Source organism: Streptomyces sp. CB01373, from assembly GCF_002803075.1.
GTDB lineage: Bacteria > Actinomycetota > Actinomycetes > Streptomycetales > Streptomycetaceae > Streptomyces.
The window spans coordinates 1-26222 of sequence record NZ_NNBK01000033.1 but is presented as its reverse complement, the minus strand read 5'-3'; the positions used below and the strand labels follow the sequence as shown (position 1 = coordinate 26222).

The 26222-nt window shown below is 69.1% G+C and carries 19 protein-coding genes and 3 pseudogenes; 7 read left to right on the top strand and 15 right to left on the bottom strand.

The window, feature by feature from the left end; all coding sequences use genetic code 11:
- Nucleotides 1–26: 26 nt before the first annotated feature.
- Nucleotides 27–434 (top strand): hypothetical protein, encoded by a 408-nt coding sequence (locus tag CG719_RS37015; RefSeq protein WP_234375920.1) that lies wholly within the window; start codon nt 27–29, stop codon nt 432–434.
- 151 nt (nt 435–585) lie between these two features.
- Here CG719_RS37015 and CG719_RS34840 read toward each other — a convergent pair whose 3' ends face one another.
- Nucleotides 586–921, bottom strand: coding sequence for a hypothetical protein (locus tag CG719_RS34840; RefSeq protein WP_100572704.1), 336 nt, complete (start codon nt 919–921; stop codon nt 586–588).
- Between the two features lie 101 nt (nt 922–1022).
- Here CG719_RS34840 and CG719_RS34835 point away from each other — a divergent pair.
- Together CG719_RS34835 and CG719_RS34830 are read left to right on the top strand one after the other, a co-directional pair.
- Nucleotides 1023–2532: pseudogene (locus tag CG719_RS34835) on the top strand (UvrD-helicase domain-containing protein).
- A gap of 52 nt (nt 2533–2584) precedes the next feature.
- Nucleotides 2585–2794 (top strand): hypothetical protein, encoded by a 210-nt coding sequence (locus CG719_RS34830; RefSeq protein WP_100572703.1) that lies wholly within the window; start codon nt 2585–2587, stop codon nt 2792–2794.
- A gap of 566 nt (nt 2795–3360) precedes the next feature.
- Here the strand turns inward: CG719_RS34830 and CG719_RS34825 are convergent.
- From CG719_RS34825 to CG719_RS34780, 10 genes are all read right to left on the bottom strand, one after another.
- Complete coding sequence (locus CG719_RS34825) at nt 3361–4230, bottom strand: ATP-binding protein (protein WP_100572702.1); 870 nt, start codon at nt 4228–4230, stop codon at nt 3361–3363.
- The gene (locus CG719_RS37275; RefSeq protein WP_100572701.1) at nt 4227–5813 is read right to left on the bottom strand and encodes a Mu transposase C-terminal domain-containing protein; all 1587 of its coding nucleotides are present in this window, start codon (nt 5811–5813) and stop codon (nt 4227–4229) included. Before CG719_RS37275 ends, CG719_RS34825 begins: the two co-directional genes overlap by 4 nt.
- A gap of 46 nt (nt 5814–5859) precedes the next feature.
- Nucleotides 5860–6570, bottom strand: a complete 711-nt coding sequence (gene cas6e / locus CG719_RS34815) for a type I-E CRISPR-associated protein Cas6/Cse3/CasE (protein WP_100572700.1) — start codon at nt 6568–6570, stop codon at nt 5860–5862.
- Nucleotides 6567–7358, bottom strand: a complete 792-nt coding sequence (gene cas5e / locus CG719_RS34810; protein ID WP_100572699.1) for a type I-E CRISPR-associated protein Cas5/CasD — start codon at nt 7356–7358, stop codon at nt 6567–6569. The genes cas6e and cas5e overlap by 4 nt, the downstream gene beginning before the upstream one ends.
- The gene (gene cas7e, locus CG719_RS34805; protein WP_100572698.1) at nt 7355–8572 is read right to left on the bottom strand and encodes a type I-E CRISPR-associated protein Cas7/Cse4/CasC; all 1218 of its coding nucleotides are present in this window, start codon (nt 8570–8572) and stop codon (nt 7355–7357) included. Before cas7e ends, cas5e begins: the two co-directional genes overlap by 4 nt.
- A gap of 1 nt (nt 8573) precedes the next feature.
- On the bottom strand, nt 8574–9248 hold the full coding sequence (locus CG719_RS34800; RefSeq protein ID WP_100572697.1) for a type I-E CRISPR-associated protein Cse2/CasB: 675 nt from the start codon (nt 9246–9248) through the stop codon (nt 8574–8576).
- A 66-nt stretch (nt 9249–9314) separates the two neighbouring features.
- Nucleotides 9315–10913 carry a type I-E CRISPR-associated protein Cse1/CasA gene (gene casA / locus CG719_RS34795; protein WP_267895385.1) on the bottom strand — a complete coding sequence of 533 codons (1599 nt, stop codon included), beginning with the start codon at nt 10911–10913 and terminating at the stop codon, nt 9315–9317.
- A 657-nt stretch (nt 10914–11570) separates the two neighbouring features.
- The gene (locus CG719_RS34790; protein WP_234375914.1) at nt 11571–14414 is read right to left on the bottom strand and encodes a CRISPR-associated endonuclease Cas3''; all 2844 of its coding nucleotides are present in this window, start codon (nt 14412–14414) and stop codon (nt 11571–11573) included.
- A gap of 1521 nt (nt 14415–15935) precedes the next feature.
- A complete protein-coding gene (locus CG719_RS34785) occupies nt 15936–17303 on the bottom strand; it encodes a Mu transposase C-terminal domain-containing protein (RefSeq protein ID WP_159025032.1) in 1368 nt (455 codons plus the stop codon).
- A gap of 381 nt (nt 17304–17684) precedes the next feature.
- Entirely contained in the window at nt 17685–18914 is a 1230-nt protein-coding gene (locus CG719_RS34780; protein ID WP_100572694.1) for an ATP-binding protein, read from the bottom strand.
- Between the two features lie 565 nt (nt 18915–19479).
- Here CG719_RS34780 and CG719_RS35645 point away from each other — a divergent pair.
- On the top strand, nt 19480–20004 hold the full coding sequence (locus CG719_RS35645) for a hypothetical protein (protein WP_159025031.1): 525 nt from the start codon (nt 19480–19482) through the stop codon (nt 20002–20004).
- A 219-nt stretch (nt 20005–20223) separates the two neighbouring features.
- Here the strand turns inward: CG719_RS35645 and CG719_RS34770 are convergent, their stop codons facing one another.
- Together CG719_RS34770 and CG719_RS34765 are read right to left on the bottom strand one after the other, a co-directional pair.
- On the bottom strand, nt 20224–21459 hold the full coding sequence (locus CG719_RS34770; protein WP_234375913.1) for an ISAs1 family transposase: 1236 nt from the start codon (nt 21457–21459) through the stop codon (nt 20224–20226).
- Nucleotides 21460–21559: 100 nt separating this feature from the next.
- On the bottom strand, nt 21560–21901 hold the full coding sequence (locus CG719_RS34765) for a hypothetical protein (protein ID WP_234375919.1): 342 nt from the start codon (nt 21899–21901) through the stop codon (nt 21560–21562).
- A gap of 11 nt (nt 21902–21912) precedes the next feature.
- Here CG719_RS34765 and CG719_RS37680 point away from each other — a divergent pair.
- The 3 genes and pseudogenes from CG719_RS37680 to CG719_RS34750 all read left to right on the top strand — a co-directional run.
- Nucleotides 21913–22097, top strand: a pseudogene (locus tag CG719_RS37680) (transposase); the annotation flags it as partial.
- Between the two features lie 165 nt (nt 22098–22262).
- Nucleotides 22263–23438 carry a phage baseplate protein gene (locus CG719_RS34755; protein ID WP_234375912.1) on the top strand — a complete coding sequence of 392 codons (1176 nt, stop codon included), beginning with the start codon at nt 22263–22265 and terminating at the stop codon, nt 23436–23438.
- 167 nt (nt 23439–23605) lie between these two features.
- On the top strand, nt 23606–24214 hold the full coding sequence (locus CG719_RS34750) for a hypothetical protein (RefSeq protein ID WP_100572692.1): 609 nt from the start codon (nt 23606–23608) through the stop codon (nt 24212–24214).
- Nucleotides 24215–24380: 166 nt separating this feature from the next.
- On the opposite strand, the pseudogene CG719_RS34745 reads toward CG719_RS34750, so the two are convergent.
- Nucleotides 24381–24684, bottom strand: a pseudogene (locus CG719_RS34745) (transposase family protein); the annotation flags it as partial.
- Nucleotides 24685–25636: 952 nt separating this feature from the next.
- Nucleotides 25637–26222, bottom strand: a 586-nt coding sequence (locus CG719_RS34735; RefSeq protein WP_199836896.1) for a transposase, incomplete at its 5' end; no start/stop codon positions are given.

Genomic DNA, 26222 nt, shown 5'->3' with positions numbered 1-26222 from the left:
CAGTCTGCCGCCCGGCCCGTCCCGTCGTGCAGCTGCTGTACGTGCGCTACCTCGCCGCCCGCCCGGTGGACGAGATCCAGTGCATCGCCCAGACCCGGCGCCGTCACCGCTGCACCAGCACTCTGCTCTCCCCCGAGACCCCGGCCGGCACCTGGAGGCTGGTCCCGGCCACCGCGACGAGCGGGCAGCTGGCCCTGCCCTCCGCGGTTATGGCCATCTACGACCTCAGCGCCATCCCGTACGCCGAGCAGCTGCGCTGGCGCGCCCAGCGCTGCCCGCAGCACGCCGCCATCCCCACGGCCGCCGACCTGGCGGTGACCGACTGGGAGCCCTTCGACCCCCTGCGCCACCACGAGCACATCCACAACCGCCTTCCCACCCACACCCGACACCCAGGCCCCACCGGCAGGGCCCATGAGGCAGCCCGCCCATGACGCCCTTCCACGCCCTCGAGCTCACCCTGCCCAGGCCCGCCACCAACCGAGCTCCGGCACGCCCGAGCATGCGTCCGGCCGGCCGCGAACGCGGACCGTAACCGGCTGATAGCAGTGCAGAGCGCGCAGCCTGGGCGGTGCCCTGCACGTGCTACGGCACCAACGGGGCACGCGACTGCCGATCGGCATCCTGACCACGCACCACCCCAACCGGCACGGCCGGGTTCTGCTCAACATCGTTCTCGGCCCCTTGAGCAGGTGCGGTCCTTCGCCGGGCCGCAGCAGATCTGGAGAGCGGCCGCAGGATGTGCTCGGCCGGTACATGGCCGCGGACCGTGCCCGGCATGAGCAGGAACGCGCCCGGCGCCCGGAGAGCCGGCTCGCGAGCCTGCTCACCCACCCCACCATCGAAGAAGTCCTGGTCTGCGCGGCCCGAATCCTGCACAGCCGGCATCACCACTGCGTCCCGGCAGCGCTGCGAGCCCATCCCGGACGCTGCACCTTGCCGGGACGGCAGCCCACACCGCAGACCTCACTCATCATCCCTTTCCCCTTCCGATGTTTTTCTTCTCTTTCGCGGAGTTTTTGTTGCACACACCCACCGACGAACAGGCGCACGCTGCCGACGCTTTTCGGGCCGGTCACCATCTCGTCCTGCAGGCCGGCGCCGGGACAGGGAAGACCAGCACCCTCGGCCTCCTCACGGCCGGAACCCACCGCCGCGGCCGCTACCTCGCCTTCAACAAGAACATCGCCCAGGACGCCGCCGGCCGCTTCCCCCGCACGGTGCTGTGCAAGACCGCTCACGCCACAGCCTTCGCCGCCGTCGGTCACCGCTACTGCCGCCGGCTCAACAGCCCCGCCAGCCCGCGTGGAAGACCGGCCAGGCGCTCGGCATCACGCGTCCGGTCCGCATCGGTGCTCACGAGATCGGCCCCCGCGCGCTCTCCCACACCGTGCTGCGCACCGTCACTCGCTACTGCTACTCCGCCGACCGCACCCTGACCGGCCACCATGTGCCACGACTGCGTGGCCTGGACACACCCGGCGACCATGCCCGACTTGCCGACGAGGTCATGCCGTTCGCGACCAAAGCCTGGGCCGACCTGCACAACCCCGACCAGGGCGTGGTCCGTTTCGAACACGACCACTACCTCAAAATGTGGGCCCTCACCGCACCCACCATCGAAGCGGACTTCCTCTTCCTCGACGAGGCCCAGGACACCAACCCGGTCCTCGAGGAGGTCTTCGCCGCCCAGCGCGACCACGCACAGCTCGTCATGGTCGGCGACTCCGCCCAGGCCATCTACGGCTGGCGCGGCGCCCGGGACGTGATGACCAGCTTCGACGCCACCCCTCTCACCCTGACCCGCTCCTTCCGATTCGGCACCCTGATCGCCGAAGAGGCCAACCGGTGGCTCACCCTCGCCGACGCCCCCATCCGCCTGACCGGCAGCGACACCATCCCCACCGACATCGGCAGCCTCGACCGGCCGGACGCGGTGCTGTGCCGCACCAACATCGGCACCATGGCCGAAGTCATGCGCCTGCTCGCCGCCGGCCACCGCGTCGCCCTCACCCGCGGAGGACAGCAGCTGGCCGCGCTCGCCCTCGCGGCCCGCGACCTCAAAGACGGCCGCCGCACCTCCCACCCCGAACTCGTGCTCTTCGCCTCCTGGGGCGAACTGCAGGACTACGCCGCCCACGACCCCGCAGGACGCGACCTCCAGCCCTTCGTCGACCTCGTCGACACCCACGGACCCGACGCCATCCTCACCGCCGTCGACCAGCTCACCGACGAACAGCACGCCGACGTCACCGTCTCCACCGCCCACACCGCCAAGGGCCGCGAATGGCCCACCGTCAAAATCGCCGACGACTTCCCCCGCCCAAGGACACCGACCAGCACGACGCCCAAGGCCAGCCCATTCCCGAACCCGTCAGCGACACCGATGCCCGCCTCGCCTACGTCGCCGTCACCCGCGCCCGCCACCACCTCGACCTCGGCGGCCTCTCATGGATCAACACCCACCCCGCCCCGCACCGAGCGCCAGCTGAAACCCGCGCAACGGCTAGCGTCATGACCTGCGCGGGTTAACGCCCGGCACCCCGCCGAGCAGCAGGCCCACCGGCCAAAGGAGGCCACCACGATGACATTCACGGCCGCGGAACGAGAAGCGATCGCCGCCCACTCCGCCGCTCTCGGCCTGTCCGCCGATGAGTACATCCGTCAGACCGCAGCCGACCGGGCCCTGTCCTGGCAGCGCGAGCGGGAAACCTTCCACGCAATGGCGCAGCGACGCGGCTGCACCGCCGACGAGCTGGTGCAGCGCGGAACCCTCACCGACAACAGCCACTAACCAGCCCGCACCCAGAGCCCCCGGGGACAGCCGCCACGCGAGAGGTGCGGCTCGTCCGACAAGGCCACTGCCGGTGGCCGACCCGACTGTTCGGCCCGGTTCGCGTGCTCCGCCTTGCCCTCCGGCAGAAGGTACTGCTGACTGCCGCCCGGATCACACGAGTAAGATTCTCTATCGATAGAGCTGGCCTCGCAGGTCAGCAAGGGGGCATCCCCACGTAAGTAGGGGTCTATCCACGGCCGCACCACCGGCGGCGTCACCACCTGGTTGTTCCCCACGCGGGTGGGGTTCGCCCTCAACGAACGCGGCCAACCAGCTGCTGAGGCAGTAAGCGGGCGCCGGTCGAGTACGGCTTCGTGGACCGAGACGGGGCTCCGGAGCAACCGGCCCGTGTGGTGCGTTGGCTGGGCGGGCTGGTGATTGTTCGACCCCTCCGGGAGTGTGGATGTGCCAGCCGCTCCCCCGCGTTGTGGATGACCGGGCGTTGGAGTATCACGGATGGCTGCCGGTGCCGCACCGCCAGCTCTGGTGACGGTGCGGATGCGCTCAGACGCCGGGGCGGCGCTTCAGTCGGTGTGACGTTGGGTGGGGTCGAGGCGGCTGAGGATGGCGCGCATGAGGTCCCGGCTGTAGGGAGGGAGCGGTGCGGCCGCGCCGTGTGGAGTGGGCGGGTTCGTCGGATCCGTGCTACCGGCTCCCTTCGTGCCGGGGCCGCCGTGCTGTTCCCGGAGCAGGTAGGTGATTTTGGCCCACTGGCGGAAGTTGCCGTGGCAGGCGACGTCGTCGATCCACAGCAGTTCGTCGGTGGGTACGTCCGCCCACAGCGGGTGGTATTCGGGGATGACGGTGAGGACTTCGGCCGGGGTGAGGGGCTTGTAGCGCTGCCAGACGAGGATGCGGGAGTCCAGAGCCGGACGGTTCTTGATCTTCTGGTAGCAGGTTTCGGCTCCGACCAGAACGACGGCGAGGCGTGTGTCCTCGTCGTCCCAGAGCTCGCGGATGAATTCGAAGGCCCGGGTGTCCAGCCACTGGGCTTCGTCTACGACCAGGACGCGCGGGGTTTCCGACAGGGCTTCCTTGAGGATGGTTTCGCAGCGGGTGCTGTTGAGGGGGGCCTCGCCGGGCAGGTCGAGTTTTTTGTACAGGGCGGCGCGCAGGGCCTGGATTTTGGCGGAGCCGACTTTGATGCGCAGGGTGGTGTGGGGGGCTAGGTCGTCGAGGTGGCTGTTGACGGCGAAGGTCTTGCCCAGGCCGACGCCACCGTGGACGCACATGATGGCGCCCTTGCCGGCGTCGGCGTTGAGGGTAGTGACAAGGTTGGCGTAGGTCTCTGCGCTGGCCTGGGTCAGCATGGCGCGGGCGCCGGGTAGGCCCATGTAGTGGTAGTTCGAGCCGGCGGTCGGCTGGTTCTCGGGCGTGGTCGTCGGGTGGGTCACTCGGTGTCCTGGGGTTTGACGCCGGGCCGGGGCTTGGTCCAGCGGGCGGAGTCGGGCTGGGGCCGGTTGAGGAGGTCGGGCCGGGCCTCGGCGTGCAGGTGACCTTCCGGTGTTTGCAACTGGCGTAGCTGGGCGGCTGCCTGGCTGGCGGTGAGCCGGTTGAGGGGTTCGGGCGCGGCGGCGACGCTGGTGGCGGCGTAGCGGGGTGTGGCGTTTTTGCGTGCTCGGCGGGCTTTGGCGGCGTAGCGGTCTGCTTCGCGTCGGCGGGCGTTGTGCAGTGCGCGGGCTTGGCGGGGGCTCATTTCGTCGCTGCGGAAGGCGGGGCCACGGTAGGTGAGGGTGTCGGCGTCGTAGAGTTCGACGCGGTGGTAGTGGTGGGGTTCGTGGCGCAGGCGGACCATCTCGCCGGCGCTTGAGTGGCCGTGCATCCAGTCGCCGACGTAGTAGGCGCTTTTCCAGCGGACGCCCTTGCTGGTGATCTTCCGGGGTGGGCCGGCGTCGGTGAGGGTGTAGGTGTGCAGGTCGGCGGGGTCGAGGGTGTCGATGGGGGTGAGGTCGGCGTGCCAGGCTTGGGCGGGGGTGCGCCGGTGGAGGCGGGCGATGGTGTGGTCGTTGTTCCACCAGTCCACCCAGTCGAGGACGACGGTGATGAAGGTTTCGTAGTCGAGGAGGTCGTTAAGGGCCCATAAGGGCTGGCCGCGGCGGTCGCGGCGGCTTCGGGGGGTGTGGGCGTAGCCGGGCAGTCCTTTGAACAGCATGTGCTTGGCGGCGCCGTTGATGGCTTCGACGGTGCCTTTGAGGTGGGGGCTGTAGGGCGGCAGGACGATCAGTTCGGTGCCGAACTTTTTGAACGCCTCGTCCACGCACCTGCCCAGAAAGTCGCGGCCGCGGTCGGTGCGGATCTTGCGGGGGATGCCGCCGAAGGGCCGGTGGTGATCCGTGCAGAGGATGGCGTCGCGGGCGGCGGCCAGGATGGCGTCCTGGCTGGGCTGGTGGGGGGTGATGGCCAGCCCGCAGATGACGGCGGTGGTGTGGTCGATGAACCAGGTGATCCAGGGTTTGCTGCGGCGGCCGTCGACGTTGACGAAGACGCTGGCTTCGACATGGTCGGTCTCCCAGACGTCGTTGCGGTTGCCGTGTGGGCGCAGGGCGTGCACGTCGTGTCGGCGGCGGGCTGCTTCGCCTCCTCTGAGGGCGGCACGCTGGCCGGGCGTGAGTTCCCGGTCTACGGCGCGGTAGAAGGTTGCCTGGGATACACGGGGCGGGTTGCCAAAGATGCCGTCGGCGACGAGTTCGCGGTAGGTGGCTGCGGCGTTGCCGTGCCAGCGGGCCAGGGCTTCGTGCATGGCCGGGGTGAGGGTGAAGTGGCGGCGTCCTTGGGGGGTGTAGGTGCCGTTGTGGGTGGTGGCGTTGTCCATCCAGCGGCGCACCGTGCGCCAGTGGACGTTGAACCCGGCGGCGACGGTACGCACGTCGTAGTGGGTCAGGCGTTCGCTATTACGCAGGCGCAGTAGGCGGCGTACGGCGGCGGCGCGCAGGGAGGTGGTGTCGTAGGGGCCGTCGGGTGGTGGTGTGGCGGGCACGCGTCGGGGTCTTTCTTGGGGTGGCGCACGTCGGGGCGCGGGTGGGTCAGGCGGGGGCGAGGGTGAGCAGGCCGGCGCCGTAGGGCTTGCCGCGGCCGATGCCGGTGAGCAGGGCGTGGCTGAGTTGATCGGGGTCGGTGATGGTGGCCAGGCCGTCGAAGCGGGTCAGTGCGTGCATGGGGCCGGGAGAGTGGGCTTGTTCGCCGGGCTTGTCGGCGCGGCGGCGTGTGCGGGGGAAGCGGGCGGGGGTGATGTCGGTGGTGGCCAGGGTGAGGCCGGCTTGGTGGGCACGGCGCTGCCACCAGGCCAGAGCGTCGTCGCCGTAGAGCGCGACGATTTTCCGGCCGTGCTTGTTGTCGACGGGGTGGTGGTCGTCCAGGACGCGGCGGGCGGCGCTGGCGTTGGCGGTGATGCGGTAGCGCACCGCTCGGCCGGGGGTCAGGGCCTGGAACATGGAGTGCAGGGGTCGGGTTTCGGCGGCGCCGTAGTGGTGGGGCAGGCGGGTGAGGTCGGGCGGCTGGTGGGACTGGACGAGCAGGGTGGGTGGGGTGCCTTCGGCGGCGTCTTCCAGGCGGAAGAGCATGCCGGCCTGCTGCCGGGGGTTTTCGCCGAGGTCGTCGGGGGCCAGGAGCATCACGGTCTTGTGCAGGCTGACGGCGTCGGCCAGGTCACGGCGGGCGGCCGGGCTGCGGTGGTTGAGGCGGATCCGGGTCAGTGTCGCTGTGGTGGCGAGGGTGGCGGTTGGGGTGCTGGTCACGGAGTGGTGTCCTGGTGGATGTAGGCGGTCAGTTCGGTGAGCGCGGGTGGTGGGGCGTACAGGGTGGCGGGCAGGGGTTCGGTGGTGCGCCAGACGTGACGGGTGTCGTGCAGGCGTTGGGTGGGGGTGAAGTCGGCGGGTACGTCGGCGACTTCACGGTGGGAAGGGGCGGCGGGCACGTGTTCGGGCTGTCGTTCCCAGATGAAGTCCACGGGCACGATGGCCTGTTCAGGGTGCGGCGGTGCGGCCAGGCTGAGCGGAATGCGGTGACGGAGTTCAGCGACGGGGTCGGGGTGCAGGCCGCGCAGGAAGAGGGGTTCGTCGGGGATGCAGGCGCGTCGGCCCAGGTAAGGTCCGAAGGCGGGCTGTTCGAGTCGCTGGATGAGGTGTTCCAGGAGCGGATCGGGGCCTTGCACAGCGAGAGTGAAGACGGCGTCGGCGAGGTAGACGCGCCGGCTGATGAGAGTGGACTTGTTCTGGGCGCGATAGTCGCCGGCGCTGGTGCGCAGGCCTTGTTTGTGGGGGCGGCCGCCGCCAACGGTGTGGTAGTCGGTGTGGCGTATGCCGGGCCGGTCGATGCGGACGGTGAACGCCAGTCCCGTGTAGGGGCTTTTGCCGGTGTCCGGGTCGGGGGCGAGGGCGTCTTCGCGGGAGCGCCCTTCCGCGGCGGCGAACAGGCCGATGAGGGCGGAGCGGGTGGGGAAGGCGAGGGTGTCGCGGTAGTGGAAGGCGGCGTGTTCCCCGAAGGACATCAGCGGGGCGGCGAGGCGTAGAAGGATGCCGTTCATGCGGCCGCCCGTGCCGGGGAGGGCTGGGCGGCGGCCTGGGTGAGGGCGCCGGTCAGGTCGTCGAAGCTGGCGTGTGCGGTGCCGAGGTGGTCGACGGGTGCGCCGTGCGCGGTGGCGTAGCCGGAGCCAATCAGGCGGCGGGTGCCCAGCAGCCGGTTCAGGGCGCCGGCGTGCTGGGACAGGGCCTGGACGGCGGGGGTGGTGTAGCCGCCGCCTGGGGCGCTTTTGACGGGCTGTTCGAAGGCGGCGGCGAAGGAGACGGGGCGGCGGTCGCGTACCGCGTAGTGCACCAGGTAGGGGTAGGTGTGCGGGGCGGTGGCCGTCTTCTTCGCGCCGGGCATGACGTCGATGAAGGCCTCGGCGAACAGTTCCAGCAGGTGCAGGGCCTGGTCGTGGTCGCCGTTCAGGTTGCGGGTCAGTTCGGTGAGGTTGACGGTGGCGTAGCGGTAGAGCAGGCCGGTGGTGAAGAAGCTGGTCTGCAGGTGTGCGCTGCCCGCCTCGTGGGGCAGTGACCAGTCCTCTACCGCGGTGAAGTAGTCGGGTTGCTGGCTGCTTGGGTGGACGGAGAAGGCGTGCGCCATCTGCACGGCGCCGTCGACCTGGGCGCCGGGTACCTCGGCGAGCATGCGGCCGAAGAGGTTGATGGTGGCCGTGCGCCGGCGGATGAGAGTGGCGACGGTGGGCGTGGGCAGGACGGCCTCCGTCTTCTCCTTCTTTGCCTTCCCGCGGGCGCTCTTGGCCTCGGCTTGCGCCTCCTGTGCCTTCTCCGCCTTCTCCTTGGCAAGGGCCTCTTCCATCTGCGGGCGGTGTTCGGCGCACAGGTCGGTGAGGTCGTCGAGCACGGTGCGCGGCAGGTAGAGGGTGACCGAGGTGATGCCTCCTTGTTTTTCCTCGGTCTTCAGTCCCTCCCTGGTGGCCGAGCGCACGATCTGGGCGCCGGCGAAGGCCGCCAGGTCCGCCGGCCAGCCGGCCTCGCGCAGGGCGTCGGCGACGCGCAGGGGCAGCATGCGGGTGCGGGCGGCGTGCTCGTCGAGGTCGGCCTCCAGCCGCAGGCGGATGGCCCGCTTCCAGGACTGCGAGGACACCATGGCGCGTACGGCGCCGCCCAGTTGCAGCGTTTTGGGCAGGTCGTCCTCTCCCCGGTTCAGCACGGAGGCGGGCAGCGGGTGCAGGGCGTGGAAGTCGACGTAGCGGGCGGGTGCGTAGGCGGCCATGTCAGTGCTCCTTCGAGGACAGGGTGTGCAGGGTGAGGAAGTAGTTCTCGCGCCAGCGGGCGGCGGTCTCCATCTGGTCGTGGTCCCACCAGGCCAGGTCCTCGAGGAGGACGGCGAAGTCGAGGCGGGCGGCGCCGCGGCTGTGCAGGTGGCTGGTTAGTGACCACAGCCTGGGGTGCAGCAGCGAGGTGTCGAGTTTGGTGAGGGTTTTGATGCGGTTGGTCATGGTGGCTTCCTTGAAGCCGTACCGGGCCACGGCGATGGCGAGGTGGGTGCCGAGGTCGGGGCGTCTGCGCCAGGGCCGGGCGGCCTGGTCGGGCTGTGGTGCGGGGGCCGGTACCGGCGGTGGTGGGGCATCGGTGGTGGCCGGTGCGGTGATGGCGGCGCGGGCGGTGTGGTCCAGGCTGGGGGTGACCAGCTCTGGCTGGTAGAGGCTGTTTTCGTGGGGCAGGTCTCGGTCCTGGGCGATGAGTCCGGCCACGGTGTAGTGGGCGCGGTGTGCTCCGAAGCCGGCGATGTGCCGGGTGAGGTGCTCTGGCATCCGGGGGCACTCTGCGACGGGGCGCCCGAATCCTGAGTTGAGGTCGGCGCGGATGCTGTTGACGGCGCACAGGGTGATGACCTGGTGGACGAAGTCGTCGTAGTGGGCGCGTCGTTGCGCGGTGGTGAAAGACATGGGTGCGAAGGCCTTGGGTGGGACGGCAGCGGGACGGCGAAGGGAGCAGAGGTTCGGAAGGCGGCGTCAGTGGCTGTGGCGGCGCAGCTGAGCCAGGGCGAGGGCGATGGCCTCGGCGGCACGGAAGTGCTGGGTGATGGCCGGGCGGGTGGCGGCGCGGAGCGCGTGAATGGCGTCGGCGGCGAAGGCCGCTCGTGCGGCGCGGGTGGGGTCGTCGAGAAGGGTCCGGAAGGTGGTCTCGGCGCGGGGCCAGTACAGGGTGCGGGCGCTGTGGGTCCAGGGCGGCAGGCGCCTCGGCGGCCGCCCGGCCTTGTCGCCGGACGGCGAGGTGACCTGGCTCCAGGCAGTCTTGGAAACGTGGTCGAGGTGCTCGCCGATCTCCTCGGCGGCTTTGCGGCATTCGGTGACGCGCTCGGCCGCGGCCGGGTCGTGTTCCTGCATCCAGGGCCAGATCGGCGGGGTCAGGGCCGTGTACCAGGTGCGGTTGAGGGTCTTGTCGTCCTGGTCGAAGCCGTAGACGCGTACTCGCAAGGCGGCCCGCAGGTCGGCAGGCAGGTCGTTGAGCGTGGTGAAGGCGTCGGGGCGCTGGACCGTGTAGCTCTTGCGGCCTGTGCCGGTTTTTCCTTTGCTGTCGTCCTCGTCACCCGCCAGCAGCAGGGCGTCCAGGTCCCGCCACAGGGCCCGGTCGGTGTCCGCAGGGCGCGGCCTGTGGCGCTTGGTGACGGGCTGATCAGCATGGACATGATGGATGAGGTAGGGGTCGAGAGCGGGGAGCTTTTTCTGGGTGGCCCAGGTCAGGTAGGCGTCGGTCACCTGACGGCCGTCGGGTGCGGGGATGAGGAGGACGGCATGCCTGGAGCGGCCGGTCAGTAGTCGCCCCGGGGAGGACACCGGTGGTAGGGCGGCATCGGGGTCGGGGCCGTCGTCGGGGTCCGGGTCCGGGTCGGGCAGCGGTTCCTCCCATGGGCAGCGGTCCTGGGCGTCCGGCCACAGCCGGGACGGTTTGGGCACGCCGGCCAGGAGGGTTTCGTACAGGGTGCGGCCCAGGGGGTGGAAGGAGAGCGTCGAGCGCAGCGGTCCGGCTTTGGCTCGTCCGAGGGAGCGGCCGCCCACGGTACGCACGGAGCACTGGCCGGCCGCACCGTAGTAGTGGTGGATGAGCAGGTGCCACAGGGCCTGGTCGCTGGGCACGGGCTGGGGGTCGGTGTCGGTGTGGGGGCTGAGCCAGGCCAGGTTGTTTCCCTCTGGGCGTCCGAAGACCAGCTTGTTGACGCCGGCGCGTTTCGCGCATTGTGTGGCCAGCCGTGGGTCTTGCAGGAACGGCCGCACCGGATGGAACAGATCCCAGATGTGGCGGTCGAAGTAGGCGTGGACGGCGCCCGGGTCGAACCCGCTGGGGCTTTTCAGCAGGTCACGGCGGCGTTGTGCCCATTGTCGTGCGGTCATCCGCCCGTCTGCCTGCGCGTCCAGGCCGCTGACTCGCGCGGCCATCGCAACGAGCAGGCGCAGGGCGGCGGATGCCGCTGGCGGCAGTGGCAGCGCCAGGTCCTTGATGAGGTGGGCGTGCAGCAGGACATCCCGCCATCCCAGGTATTCCTGACGCCCGTTCAGGAACAAGACGGGAATGCAGGGCTCTTGATCAGTCGCATAATGCGGGGCAGGCACACGGGCTCCATTGCCGGGTGTGAAGAAAGAGGGGACTTCTGTGGAGAGTTGCCTGCCGGAATCAGGAGCCCGCCTGGGTCGGGATGCCGTGAGTGCATGCCAAGGGTCAAGGAGAGGAGGCAGGCCGCACGGTCGTGGGCCGGGTCAAGCCACGCCGACGGGCGAGTGCCGCACGGGAACACCAGGGGTGCGGTGCACACAGCGCAGCAGGCGCGACATACCGGACTCGAACGTTCGTCCAGCTTCGCGATTCCATATTAGCCACACCCCGGCCACCTTCGAACCACATCGTTTACGCCGCAATTACCGGCCAGTTTGCTTTTTCGACTTGGCGTCATTTCCCGGATACGGAGCGGATCTATTCGCGGTTCTGGCTTGAAATACACCCTTCTTTTTCGCCTCCCGGACGGGCGCAAGCGACCGTCTTAAGAGCACAAGGGGTGCGACGCGGCACCGTCTCCAGGGCGTGCGGGCCCTGTCCGAGCGCCTGTCGTATTGGGCAGATTCGCGAGGTGGCGGTGGCCCGCTGGACAGACGCCGGCTCGACAGCGCTCGCTCGGTCGTCGTGCAGCGTTGCGCGGTCTGCGATCCGCAGTCACAGGGCGTGTGAAGTGCTCGGGGCAAGGCGGCGGCCACAGGCGTGTGGGCGACAACGGCTCAGGCCTCGGTGTGGACGAGCCCCAAGGTGGCGTCGAGGCGCAGGCTGTGCCGTCCGAAACGCACCGGCCGTGCAGGGTCTTCGGCATCCTGCGGCAGCAGGACGAGGCCGGCGAGGAGAGCGTGCGTGCGCCAGGAGTCGGGGACCTGGTTGCGGCGGCCGCGGTCGGCGACCCAGGCGGCGGGCACGGGCAGGGTGTGCTGAAGGATCCTGCGGGTCTGGACGGTGGTCGGTTTGCGGTGGCGGGGCAGCGGCTGGGTGCCGGCTGCGTCCAGAGTGATACGGCCGCCCGGGGTGCGGTAGACGGGCAGGAGGCGGCGGGGCATGACACCCAGGCGGGTGGCGGCCTGGCTGGCGTGCAGGTTCTGGCGGTGCAGGTCGGACAGCGAGAGGGTGTCGTGGCAGGCCGGGACAGTGTGCAGGGCGCTGTGGTGTTCCTCGGTTCGCTGCCGGGCCTGGTGGAGGGTGTCGCTGCGCTGCAGGGCCGCATCGGCCTGGGTGAGGTCGTCGGTGTCGCCGTGCACGCTCTCCACCAGGCGCTGCACGTCGTCGGGCAGGGTGAGCGGGTGATCGGGCCGGCGGGCGAGGTAGGCGGCGGCGGCGCGCGGCAGGAACGGGGAGTCCAGACCGCGCCAGGCGGGCGGCAGCAGGAGGTGGCCGCGGTGGTCGGTGGGCTGAAGGACGTTCAGGCGGGGGCGGTTCTGCTGGCGCATCCAGTCGGGCCGTTTGATGTGGTCGAAGCGCCACAGCCGGCCCAGTCGTTGCAGGAGGGTGTGCAGGGCGGCCAGGTCGCTGACCATGACATCGACGTCGATGTCGAGGCTCATGTCCAGCAGGCTGGTGGTGACAACCACCAGGCGCTGGGGGCGCTCACCGGTGCGGGACAGCGCGGTGCGGACGCGTCGGGTGAGAGTCTCGTTCTGATGGCCGGGCAGGCGGGCGTGCGCCAGGAGCAGTTGACGGCCGGGGCCACCGTCCGGCCAGTCCAGGGCCGTGTGCAGGTGTGCGTAGGTGGCCTGGGCGTCGGCCACGGTGGCGCAGTACACGGCCGCACAGCCACCGGCCTCGGCGACGGGTGCGATCTCCCGGGTGATGCGCTCCAGGCGGGTCTCCCGGACGGGAGCATCTTCGGGATCGGTGCAGGAGGAGTGGCGCACCAAGTGAAGGCGGATGTCCGCGCGGCGGCGGTTGCGAGCGGCGTGGGCGGCGGCCGCGGCGGGGGCGATGCGGGTCAGGGAGGCGTCCGAGGCCGCGGCATAGAGCCAGCCGGGATAGGCAGGACGGCAGTCCAGATGGGCCGTGTAGGGGTGGGGGTGGCCAGCGCCGTCGAGATAGCTGCGGATGAGTTCGCTGCTCACCTGCCCCGGCAGGGTCGCGGACAACAGCACCACCGGGCAGCCTACAGCGCCCAGCCAGTGCAGCAGCTGCCCCAGCATCTGCCGCATGAACGGGGGCAGGGCGTGGACCTCGTCGACGATGACGGTCCGCCCCGAGATGGCCAGCATGCGCAGGGCGCTGAAGCGGACCGGCAGCGCAGCCATGAGGGCCTGGTCGTGGGTGGCGACGGTGAACTGAGCCAGCAGAGCCCTGTCCCAGCCGCGCAGCCAGCCGTCCGGCACCGTCACCCGCTCCTCGGGCCGCTCCCCCGCCGGTGTGTCGGCGTCGTCTTCGCCGGGCCAAAAGGCGTCGCAGGTCGACGGCTCATGCGCGGCGAGACGGTGGTCGGTGTAGGCGGTGTTGAGGTAGCTGTGGCTGTGAACCAGGGAGACCGGGGCATGCTCGGGCCGGTGGGCGGCCACGTAGGCCTCGAGGACATCGTAGGCGGCGTTGGTGGTGGCCATGGTCGGCAGCAGCCACAGGATTCCGGCCGTGTCCCCGGAGGCGTTGAAGATACGCGCGGCTTCCAGGGCGGTGACGGTCTTACCGCCGCCGGTGGCATCGGTGACCACCAGGATCCCCGGCCCCTTCTCCCCCACCGCGGGTGCGAGTTGCTCCATCACCGAGGCCTGCAGGGCATTCGGGGCCTCCAGGCCGCCATGCGCTCGGGTGAAGGATGTGTACGACAGGGGGATGCGGGTCAGACCGGACTGCTCGAGCAGGCCGGGGGCGTCCCGGACGGCCTGCGCGTAGTGCTCGCCAGCACCGAAGGCGGGCGCCTGGGCCTTGGGCAGCCAGTAGTGGCGCTGGCTGGCCAGCCGGTCCGCGATGATGCCGACTCCGGTGATCAGTACGGCCGCCGGCACCGACACATCGGTCGGCACCGTGGTGGCGCCGGTCAGGTGGCGCACCAGCGCGAAGTAGCGGCGGCGCAGATCTTGCCAAGCGAGCCCGCCCAGCGTGAGGTTGACCCGGGAGGCCTTGGCCGCACCGTCGATGTCGACCTGCAGGAACCGGCCGTGGTGTCCGCCCAGGATCTGCGCCACCAGCACTCCGGGGCTGTCGGATGTGTCCACCGGGTAGCCGGCCTCCGCCAGCAGCTGCAAAACACTGTGCATGGACACCCGCTCGTGCGGCATATGCCGCCAATCGCCAGTGTCCGCCCGCAGGGCGTCGCTGACCCGGGCCCAGGGATGCGCCTCCCGCTCCTGGAACGAAGACAGCTTGCCCAAGTCATGAAGCCCGGCAATAAACATCACCAAACAGCGCGCCTCCGCAGGCGTCACCCCCAGCCCAGCTGCGATCAAACGCCGCTGGCCGCGGGTCAGATACCGGTCCCAGACCACCCCGGCGACCGCCGCGACATCCAGAAGATGAAACAGCAGCGGATACACCGCAAGCTGCCCACGGTCGAACTTCCCCCACGGCGTCAGATCGATCCCGCCAAACCGGGCATCCTCCCGCACTCCTACGGCCAACTCCCGCCCGCCTCAACTTTCCCATGCGTCAGAGCTGTTGACGCTCATCCTGCCGCACGCGGAACATCTCCCGGTGCCGACGTCTCCCGCAGCGGAGGTGTAGTCTGCGGTCCGGGTCTCGCGGATTTTCTCCCCTTGGGAGGGTGCACCCCTGCTGGTCACCACGGGCCTCACAGACCTTATGCCTCCCCACCTGGCATGGGGGTCGTGCCGGAATCTTCGGATGCATCAGCACGCACCGCGAGGTCTCCCTACACGCGTAGGGGCCTGCCCTGCGTGAGGGCTTCGGCAAGGTCGGCGTGGAGGTCTTCCCCATACGCGTGGGGGTCTGTCCGCCATGAGCAGCATCACCAGTACAGCTAGGAGGCGCTCCCCCACGCGCGCGGGGGTCCGTCTCGGCGACCGAATGACAGTAGGGCAATCCCCCTGTTTCTCCCCACCCCCGTGGGGGTCTGTCAACCTTGCCCCGTTCGACAACGATCGTCTTGGGATGCTCCTCATACGCGTGGGGGCCTGTCCAGGGTGACGCCTCCCCGGTCGTCCAGCCGTGCCACCTCCCCCACGCGCGTGGGGGTCTGTCGTGGCGGCGCAAGTTGGACGGTCTGACGGGCTCGGCCTTCCAGGTGCCAGGCCCTTCACCCGGCCACAAGGCGATCCCGAAGTCGCCTACCGACCGAGCGGTTCAAACTCACCCACCACGGGCGACTGCCCCCCGGCACACGGCCCTCATCAGCACAGCCGACCATGTAAAGTGAGCAAAAAACAGCCCGCTGATCTTCAAACCCGCAGGCCACGAAGGGTCTTCCCCACACGCGTGGGGGTCTTCCCCCTGCACTGGGCGCATCGGATGCTCCAGCCCGGTCTTCCCCACACGCGTGGGGGTCTTCCCGAGGACCTGACCCCCTCGGAGGTCTTCCCCGCACGCGTGGGGGTCTTCCGCGCGCCGAGGAAGACGGGCGCACGACGCTGATGTCTTCCCCACACGCGTGGGGGTCTGTCGACCCTGGCCGTCAACACCTGCCTGCGCAAGCCGCTCTCCCCACAGACCTGGGGGTCTGCCGCGGATTCCGCGATCGGTCACGGCATGCCATCGGTGGCCCCTCAGGCGTAAAGTCCGTCCCTCGTACCCCAACCGCGGGATGCGCAGGATCGGTACTCCCCACACGCGTGGGGGTCTGTCTCCGTTTATGCGGACGTTCTCAACCGCCAGCCCGTTTTCCCCACCCACGTGGGAGCCGTTCTACCCACTGGACGTACGCCCGCTCGGTCCCGGCCCGTGGGCTCGTCCCGGCCCTCAGTGGGACGACGGTGATAGCCCTGTAATGCCCGGTCACAGGCGCTCGGGTTCATTCGCCCCCAGCGACTGTCCTTGGTGATCAAACTTCTTGGCTAACGCGCACGGCTCTCACTCAGCAAGGCCAAAGCACAAAACCACAGGTCAAATGGCCACTCTTATGGCTTTCTTAGTTCAGTGCGCTGGGGATTCTCACTCGATGTCACCAAGACTTCTCACTCGATGTCACCACTTCTGCGCTCTGACCAGGAGAGATGCATGACACCAAGATGAGAACTTCTGACGACATCAAAATGAGAAGTCGCAGCGGAGGTGAGGGCTCCCAGCCGTTGGGCCGGCCCGGCCGTGGTAGCCGGGGCGAAGCGCTGTCGGCGCAGCGTCTCGGCGGCTTTCACCTCCGCGCGCAGACGTCGGGCACGCTCCGCTCGGGCTGTCCGCAGGGCCTCGAGTTGCTCGGGGGTGGCCGCGTCCGCGAGGTGCGCGGACCCGAGATACTTGCCGCTCGCGTCACAGATGTCGATCTCGTGATCGTGGTGCGGCATGTAGCGCACTGTGACGGTACGGCCGGCCTGGCCGGTCATCCAGGGGGCGATGTAGGTGCGCCCGCGCCACCGCACACCGTGGCTGGTCAGCTTCCGCGGGCGGCCGTCGTCCTCCAGAGTGAACGTCCACAGGTCGGCGGCGGGGACGTCCGTGACGGGAGTCCGATCGGCCTGCCATGCCTCAAGCGGCGTACGGCCGGACAGCGCCTTGGGACGGTGCTCGGTGTTCCACCAGTGTGTCCAGGCCAGCACCTCCGCTGTGAAGTCCTGAAACGACATGACACCGGAGGTCTCCGGCCTGCGGCCCGCGGCTTTACTTCGCCGGCCGGAGCGGGGCTTCGTGGGGGTGAGGGTGTAGCCGGGCAAAGCGGCGAACAGCATCCGGTCGACGGCCCGGTTGAGGTTTTCCACCGTGCCCTTGAGATGGGGGCTGTAGGCGGGCAGGTCCTTCACCGTCACGCCCATCGTGCCGAACGCGGCGGTGACGGCGGTGGACAGGAAGTCCTTGCCCCGGTCCACCCGCACCTGCTCCGGTGTCCCTCCCGCGGGGCCGTAGGGCTCCTCACGCAGCACAGCGGCGCGCAGCGCGGCCAGCACGGAGGCACGGGAAGGAACGCCAGGAGTGACCGCAGTGCCGGTGATCACTTTGGTGGCGGTGTCGATGAACCACGTCACCCACGGGCGCACCAGGTCACCGTCCGCATCGACCAGCAGAGGCGCCTGGACATGATCGGCCTCCCATACGTAATTGCGCCAGGAGGCCGCCCGTTTACCAAAGACGTCATGCGCGCGGGCCGCGTCCGGCCCCGCGGCAAGACCGGCCCGCTCCCCCGCGGTGAGATCACGACGCACCGCACGCAGGAACGTCGACAGCGATGGCACCGGGTCCAGCAACGGCACCGCAGCTGGCGGAGCGCCCGCGGGAGAAGCCACGGATTCAGACGCCGCCGTCAGCTGACCGTCATCGCCGCCGGTCTGGGCCCGGGCCACCAACTGACGGTGGACCGCAGAAGCGTTGCCGTGCCAGTACGCCAGCAGCACCCGGATCTCCCTGGTGATCTCGAACCGGTCACCCCTGCGTTCCCCAGGGCGCAGCGCGGCCTGAGGCGACCGGGAGACCTCAGCCAGCCACCGCCACACCGTCCGCTCCGACACGCCCAGACACTCCCCGGCCAGACGCACATGCTCCCGCGACAGCCGCCGCTCGGCGCGCAGCGCCAGCAGACGACGCACCGCCGGCGCCCGCAACGCCGTCAACGACTCCTCCCCCAAAACACCGGCCGGATCGTCCGGCGGCGCCAGCGGCTGTCCGTCCATGCCATGCCCCTTCGTTCTCATCCGCTTCCGTGGAGCCCGTCTTCGTTCACCTCGACGGGACAGGTGAAGGCCCTCATGCACGAGCCTTTCGAGCAGCCCGGACCGTCACGGGTAGGGGCCAAGACGCGCGCAGGCCTGCTCGATCAGCTCCGGGTCCACACGCCTTGCGGGGCCGCGCTCGCGGGCCGCGTAGACATGCGACGTGATCTTCGCCCACGTGCGGAAATTGCCGCGCGCCATCTGCTCGTCCGCCCGCGCAAGGTCCTCCGGGGCCGCCTGCGCCCACACGGGATGGAACAGGGTCAGCGTCTGCGGCACTTGAGACGGCTCAAGCCGGCCGACCTGATGCCAGGTCAACACCCGCGAGCGCAGAGCCGAAGCACGGGCGAGAGCCCGCTCGCTTCCCGCCCCACACAGAACCAGCGCCGCCGCACAGCCCGGCGCGTCCCACAACTGCCGCAGGTAATCCAACAGTGGCGGCGTCAGCCGCTGGGCGTCATCGATAAACAGCACACCCGGCTCGGCCAGTGCCCGCGTCAGAGCCTGGCTGGCCGGCCCAGCCCGATGTGGCAGCGCCCCCAACGGCAGCCCGAGCGCTTCACACAGCGAGGCCCGCATCTGCGGCAGACCGGGCGCCACGCCGGCCACCGCCCTCCACACCGGCACCCGGCCGGGCAGAAGATGCAACGCCTGCTCGACGGCGACCGTCTTCCCCAGGCCCGTATCCCCGTACACACAGCACATCCCGCGTGCCGCGACCGTATGCCCCACAGCCTCCGCCACAGCGGCCACCTGCCGTGTGGACACCAGCCGGGCCCCCGGCACATACAACCGCACACCGCCGCCCCGCACCCCCGCACTCGCGGCGTGCTCCGGCACCGGCACGTCGGCGGGCGGCCCGTCGACAACAAGCGGACCACCCGCCCCGTCCACGAGCCCCAAATCCGCCAGCGCCCGGTCATACCGGCTCGGCTCCAGCCCCACCCTGGCCCCAGCCGGACGAGCTACTTCAAGAACCCGGCCCGCCCCCAGATCCCGCTTGATCACCCGGTGCAACGTCGGCAGCGAGGGCACACACTGCGCACCCCACCCCTCCAACACCCCCTCTTCCTGGGCCCGAAGCATCCTGCGTCGCAACTCCGCGACGTTCCCGCCCGCCTCCGCGAGGACCTCCCACAAGGCGTCACTCAGCGAAAACCCGTCCTGCCGCGGCCGCGCCTCGACGTGGCCCCGGCGCCCATCGGCCAGCCAACGCCACACCGTCCGCTCCGACACACCCGCCAGCTCCGCCGCGATCCGCACATGCAGCGCAGTCAGCGTCCCGTCCCCGTCCACCGCAAGAAGCCGCCGTACCACTACACCCCGCGCCAACGGCACACCCCCCGTCGGCGCAGACCCAGCCGACCCCGCCTCGGCCCCACCCGCCGAAACCCCCTGAACCGTCATACGGGCCAGCCCACCCGACCCCGCCAACCCCTCACATAGGAACGGCGAAAGCCATGACATCCAGCAACCAACCTGCTAGCCACACCACAACAGCCGCTTAGTCACCCCATGACAGCGACCACAACCCCGCCCCACACCTGCTACCAGGACATCCACATCACGAGCCCGCTGACGCCCACCCACTGCCACCCCACTGCCCACTCACACCGGGGCAGGAACACATCATGCTTGCGCGCCGCCCGCTCACCTCAGGGCGGTTGCAAGTTCCGGGATCGCGTAGATCGTCCGCGTCCAGCGGGAGTCAAGGCTCATCTTGGTGCCCGGAGGCTGCAACCGCCCAGTTTGTCCATGTCGGTAGGCTGACCGGCGGCCCTGCACGGATGTGCAGGGCCGCCGACTGGCCGTTGATGGATTGGAGATTCTTATGTCGCTGCGGGCTCCGACCAGTCCCCCCGTGCTGGTTGTGACGGTGATTTCCTCCGTAGCGATGCCGGGAGTGGCTGTGTTCCACGGCCTCCCTATTCCCTCCCGACTCGTGCTTGCTGCTCTCGGGTTTCTGGCCTGGATATCTCTGTTCAAGATCCTGAAGAATGCGTGGGGTGACCGAATACCTTTCCGTGGCCAACCTGAGCCGTCCGGTTGGGCGTGGGTTGTCTTCACAGCGTCCTTCTACGCGCATGGACTCGTGTTGGGTCTCGCCTGGCGGGAGTGCGGCGACACAGAGACAGGGCTCATGGTCGCCCATGTGATGGTCAGCGCGACCTTGGTGGCGATCGTCAGTGTGGCGAGCAGGCGTGCGCTGTTCAGAGCGACGGACGGCTGTTCGACTGTGTGGCCCGTGCTAGGGATGTTCGGCATTGTCCTCGCCCTGCTCTGGCCCGCCATGGCGGTCTGGCACTTCCTGGCGGGGCCGGCCGGGCAGGCTTGCGAACTGGATGCCGCTCCCTCCTGGTGGCCGGCCCTGTTGCCGATCGGATGACCGAACCGTCGATCCGTTCACCGGAAACCGGTATGCGTTCGGCGGTGGCAACCCAACCCCATCAACCGGACTCTCGCAGCAACGCATACAGCGGATCTCTCAGATCAAGTACCCGGGAGGCGCCCAGGGGCTGGGCGTCTACAGCTACAACTCGCGCGGTGACATCGAATCCGTGACCACGGCGGCAGGCGACACCAAGGCCACATACGGCTACACCGCCTACCAGGGCGACTTCAATCCCGGTAGGAGCGGGCTGTCGGTGATGCCCCAGATCCAGACGGCGTGTTCGGGTGCATCCCGGATCGCTCGGGTGGTCTTGGCGATGTTGTCCGCTCCCAGCAGCCGCAGCCTGCCGATGGCCAGGTTCCGCAAAGCGGCCATCGCCCGCGGCGCGCTGCCGGTGTGGACGGTGGAGGCATCCTCGGCGAACACCACATCCCTGACGTAGTGGCTGGAATTTTCGATTCCCCAGTGCCCGCGCACGTATCTGCCCAGGTCAGCAGGGCTGGCCTGGTGGGTGTCGAGGCTGGTGACGGCGTAGACCGTCTCCCGGGTCTGCCGCTTGCCGCTCTCCTGGCGGCGCCGGTGGATGCGCAAGGCCAGTCGCGCTTTTGGGAAGGCGATCCCGCCCAGGTTCGCCGCGATGGCCATGGTCTTGACCGAGCGGGACTCCCGCCGACCGTGACCGGTTTCGGAGACGGTGTGCGCTACGGACACCTGCTCCCATGGCAGGGCCTTGACCTGGGCCGACGCGGTCGGCTGGTTTCCCTTGATCACTGCGATGTAGTGGGCTTTCTTCTCCTGCACCAGCCAGCGCACCTGGTCCTTGACGCTGTGTAGGGCATCGAAGGTGACCACGGCGCCGGCCAGATCGAGTGGTTCCAGCAACGGGCGGAAGGCGGCCGTCTCGTTGGTCTTGGCCCCCACCTCCCGCTGGGCCAGGGTGACGGTGGGGGCGTGGGTCACGGCGGACAGCAGGTGCCGGTGGCGCTGGCCTCGGTGCGCGGAGCCGGACAGCGCCTTGCCGTCCACCGCGATCGCCGGCCGCGGCGCCGAGCCGGTGCCGTCGGCATCGATGTGGTCGCGTGCGGCCAGGTAGGCGCCGATCACGGCGTCCAGGGCATCGCCGTCGAGGGCGGCCAGGAGCCGGGTGAGGGTGGCGTGGGACGGGGCGCGGCGACGTCCGGGCAGGTGGCGGCGGATGCCGAGTTGTTCCAGCACCGTAGTGGTGGCGCGCTGTCCCCACTCGGTGATCTCGGTGACGGTCCGGGCGCCGGAGACGACTGCGCAGGCGCAGATCAGCAGCAAGCCGACCAGGGGATACCACCGGCCTCGACGCGAACGCGGGTCGGGTACGCGCTGGAGGTGGACGCGCAGGCGGCCGGTGTCGCGCTGGTGGAGGGGGCCCAGTTTCGCCAGGACGGCAGGGATCGGGGAGGATGGAGCGGCAGGCACGAGACCTCGATGTGATCAGCTCAGCTGGCATAGACACCCTGATGATCACCGTCTCGTGCCTGTGCTGTTGCCACGTCAACTCCCGCTGGACGCGGACGATCTACGCGATCCCGGAACTTGCAACCGCCCTGCGCTCACCTCCCGCAAGTCCGGCCCGCTCCCTCGGCGTCAGATCACGGCGGATCGCCCGGTGCAGCGTCGTCAGCGACGGTGCGTCCGCGGGCGGAGACTGCCGAGCCGCACGGGCCGTCAGCTCACGATGCACCGCCCGCACGTTCCCCTTCCACAACGCCAGCAGTCCACGGACCTCGGGCGTGATCGTGAACCTCGCGTCGGCCCGGGAGCGTGCGCCGGGGTAGGCGGCTGCGGTCTCATCGCTTTCAGCGGCGGCCAGCCAGCGCCACACCGTGCGCTCCGAGACCTCCAGCGCGTCCGCAGCCACCCGCACATGGCCTGCTGCCTGCGTATGCGCCCGAGTTGAACCCGGTAGAAGGCGTGTGGTCACAGTGCAAGCGCAGTCTGGCCAACCTCGCCGCTGGTACGGTCGACCGGCCGGAAACCTGGTCCGTAACTGACTCAAAAGCCTGCAATACCAGCCCCCGGTCCTGGACGGCTTCATGGCCGAAACCGTATTCTAAGTCGACTCACCACCGTCTTGACCGCAAAACGCCGAAGTCAGTATTCGGCACCTGCGAGGTCGGGTGCGTCCCGCCTTCTGCAAATTGCCTATCAGTGTGCCAGTGCCACGCCTGGCTGACAGCCAGGGTTGATCATGGCCGCACCTGTCGATTTAATAGGGCGCCATGACCTACGACAGGTTCTTCCGCCCCAGCCGCCGCTCCCTGCTCACATGGAGCGGTGCCAGTGCGCTTACTGCCGCGACCGTATCCCTCGGCACCGAGACAGCCTCAGCCGCCGCTTTTCCCGCGCCAGGCTCCGCCCTGTTGGCGCCCTCCCCTCGACTTGACCTGAACAGTGCGTCAGACAACTGGATACGCGCAAAGCCTACCAAGGATGCCACCATCATCCAGTCGTTCGACTACGACAACGCCAACAGACACATATATCTTGCACAGGTGACGCAGGGAGGTCTGAAACTTACCGGCGAGTCCGCCCCAGTAAGCAGTGCAGACCGCAATCTGAACGGCGACCTGACCATAACCAAGTGGGACATGTCTGGCAATATTCTCGGCTACATGTATCTGCGCGGCTTCGGACATGGAATGAGTTTCGGCGTCGAACCGGTCGGCGGCACAGCTTATCTGTGGACGGAAGTCGACGCCGTTGCGCTAAGTGACGGCACCAGTCGCGGCATTCGCCTAGCTCGCTTCCCGTTCACCAACGGCCAGGTACTCGACTCCACCTCTTCCACCCTTGCCAAGTACACGCCCGTCCCAGGCTCCACGGTCAACACCGCCAGCATTGACCCAATCTACGGTCGACTCGTCGTCCGCTACCGCGACACGGATGGCGTTAAGAAGTACCAGGTGCACGACCTTGACCTGGCGCGCCTCAATATCTGGAGCAAGCCGCTCGCGAGCATCAGTGAGCCCGACATCACCGCGGTCCCCGGATGGCCCCTCACTACCTACGGCCACCCGTCCCTCCAGGGCTACGTTGCCGTCGGCCGATACCTCTACATGCTGCACGGCAATGCCTACGGTACGACCGAGAACATCAATGGCCAAAATGTGGTGATCTCCCAGCCCAATATCGGCAACACGTTCATCACCTCTGTGGACCTCGCCACAGGCGCCCTCTACCCTGCCCCGCCCTCTCCCTTTAATGGCAACGTCAATCCCCTCTACACCGCAGCTGCGTACACACTGGACTACCGTGAACCCGAAGGCATCGGAGTCTACGTTCCGGACCTCACCCAACCCGGCGTATTCAGTATCGGCATGGGATTCGCTTCAGGCCCAAGCGGCGCACGCTTGGCAACCATCTACGGCAAGGCAAGGCTCATTCAACCCTCGTAATACGCACAGGAACGGACCAGGGGGTCTGTCGGGGCCTCGGTCAGGTCTACAAAAAGGACGTCTCTGTCCCGTAATCGGTGGTAGCGCCAGGGACCCGGGGAGAGTCGCGTTGGTCGCGTGCCCAGCGCCGGTACGGGCCTGAAGTCCGTGACGTCCTTGCCGGCTTCGTGGGCCTCGGCCTGGCCGTCGCCCCTATCCTGCTGCTCGTCTGGCTCTACCACGCCCTCGGCGCCGGCTTGGTGCTCGGCGTCGTCCTGGTGGCGGCCGCCGCGACCGCGGGCCTGCGTGTGCGCCGGACGGTCGTCCGCCGGCGCGGCGGCCACTACTCCCCGGCCGAACTCGCCCGGCTCGATGACCAGGGCCTGGCGCTGGCAACCGGGCGAATGCTGCGGCGCGACGGCTGGCGAGTGGTCGACCTGACCGCTCGCCAGGGGCGGCCGCGCCTGTACGCGCGGGACCTCCGAGGTCGCGAACTCGACGTGGCGTTTCGGCCCGCGGCGACGGCTGCGGCAGACAATGACGAGGACACGAGCGGGCCCGCTCCCCTACCGGAGGCGGGCCGCCCCAGCATCAACCGCCTGATCCGGGTCGTCGTCCACCTCGGCACCTTCAGCCGCACGGCCGTGCTCTGGGGTTCCCGCCAAGGCGGCGTCCACCTCCTCGACGGCCGCCAGCTGCAGCGCTGGGCCTCCGGCGCGGCCCTGGACGATCTGGGCCTTCTCGGCTACGCCGGCCGGTCCTTGATCGCGGCGCGATCGGGGAACCCACGAGGCTGACGCGCCGCGGCGGCGACCTCCGCCTGGTCCTTGACGTCCAGCCGGTCGAGGGGCCCGCCTCGGTCCGCCTCGACCGTGAACACGCCCCGGCGCGCGCGTCCCCGGCTCCGGTTCCCCAGCGGGGCTTTCCCACGACGGCCCAGGTAACAGAGAGCCTTTTCCACCCTCACTCTGAGATGGTCAGATGAAGGGTGAGGACGGCCTGGACGAGGCTGGTAATCCGGGTGGTCGAGCACCGCAGTTTACGGAGGAGCCGCCAGGATTTGAGGGTGGCGACGGCCTGCTCGACCGGAGCCCGGATCTTTGCGTGGGGACCGGTTCACCGCCTTCTGGCCTACGGAGAGGGCCTCCCACCGTCCCCAGTACGGGATGCGGACCGTGCCGTCGGCACCCCGGTATCCCTTGTCTCCCCAGCACTTGATATCGGCCTGGGCGAGGGCGTCGACGATGCCGTGTTCGCGGGCCGCGCGGAAGCGCACGCGGGTTTCTGGCCAGGGTGTCGCGCTGTCGTGTCCGGGGTAGCCGACACCCCCGCAAAGAGGTCGGGAGTCGGGCGCTGGCCACCCGCCCGTACGCCTCGTAGCGCTCACGGCCGTCCTCGCCGTCCACCAGCTCATTGGCGAGCTCCTGCTTGGTCCAGCGTGCGAGATTCTCGCCCGGATCGTAGCGCCACCTCCTGAGGATCATGGCAATGATCTCCGCCTTGGAGTGGTAGCGCATCAGAGCGTCCCTCCGCTGGAAGAGCTCGTTGGCGAGCTCAACTTCGGCTGCGGGAGTTGGCGTGATGTTGGCGCGGATGAACTCTGGATCCTCGTCCGCGTCGGAGATCATGATGCTCGCGTGCGGTGCGAAGGCGACGATCTGACCTGGATACTCAGCCTGCGCCTGGGCGGTTTCACGCACCCAGTTGAGGACTTCGTGGTAGCTGAGGCGTGTTGCCCTGCTCGTGTGCGGTGCGCTGGAGTTCGCGGGCGCGCTGCTGCTCAGTAGTGCGTTTGGTCATGGACGGGTCCTCTCGGCACCGGGTCCTCACCCCCACACGGCAACCCCGGCTCGATGGATCGTCAAGGTGCGCATCAAGCAGTCCGTCGATCCCGCAAGACCTTCCACGAGGAGCTCGCCGTCCAGGACCAGGCCGGTCGGGAGCTGCTCAACGGCCGCCGCGACCAGATCGGGAAACGCGCGACCGCACTTCTCATTTGGCGGATTCATTCGCGCCTCCGGGGCGAAAAATCGCTAATGCCAGTCGGCAGCGTGATCTAACCTCGATCTTTCTTGACGGGCCGCCGACGGGGTCGGTGGTCCGTTTCGTTGTCGATGGCTGATGCTGGGCAGGCCGAGGTCCCAAGTGTCGTCTCGGGTGGACGCCGGGGTTCCACTGCTCCGGACTGGAACGTTCTCTAGGGCCAGGAGAAGCGCTGGTCAGCCGGGGTTGGGCAGGAGTGCGAGCCGTTCGAGAGCGGTGGTGATTTCGAACGTCCAGGGCCAGTGGGCGGCGAGGCGGAGGATCCGGCGCCGGCCGATGGTGGCGAGCTGTCCGGCGGCGGAGAACAGGCGGAACCGCAGCCGGCGGGGCTCCCAGAGCCTGGCCTTGCCGGTCAGGGCGAGCAGGGGCATCCAAGCCAGCAGGTCGAGTGCGATCTGGACGATCTCCAGCCAGACCTTGTTCTGCGCGGTGTCGTGCAGGGGCAGGTTCCGCAGGCCGGTCGCCCGGGCGGCCCGGATCCGGTCCTCCGCGCGGGCCCGCAGCCGGTGACGGAGCTCGAGTTCGGCGATCGGACGGTCGGCGGTGTTGGTTGCGAAGCAGGTGATCCGCATGCCGTCCGCGTCGGTGATCCTCAACTGGGCCCCGGGATGGGGTCGTTCCTTGCGGACGATCAGCCGCATGCCCTTTGGCCAGCCGTCGATCAGGTCCCCGGTGAGTTCGGCGAGCCAGGCCCCGTCACAGACCTCGCCGTCCGACTCGACGGCCGGAGTCCAGGCCGAGGCCGGGACCCGGAGAACGTAC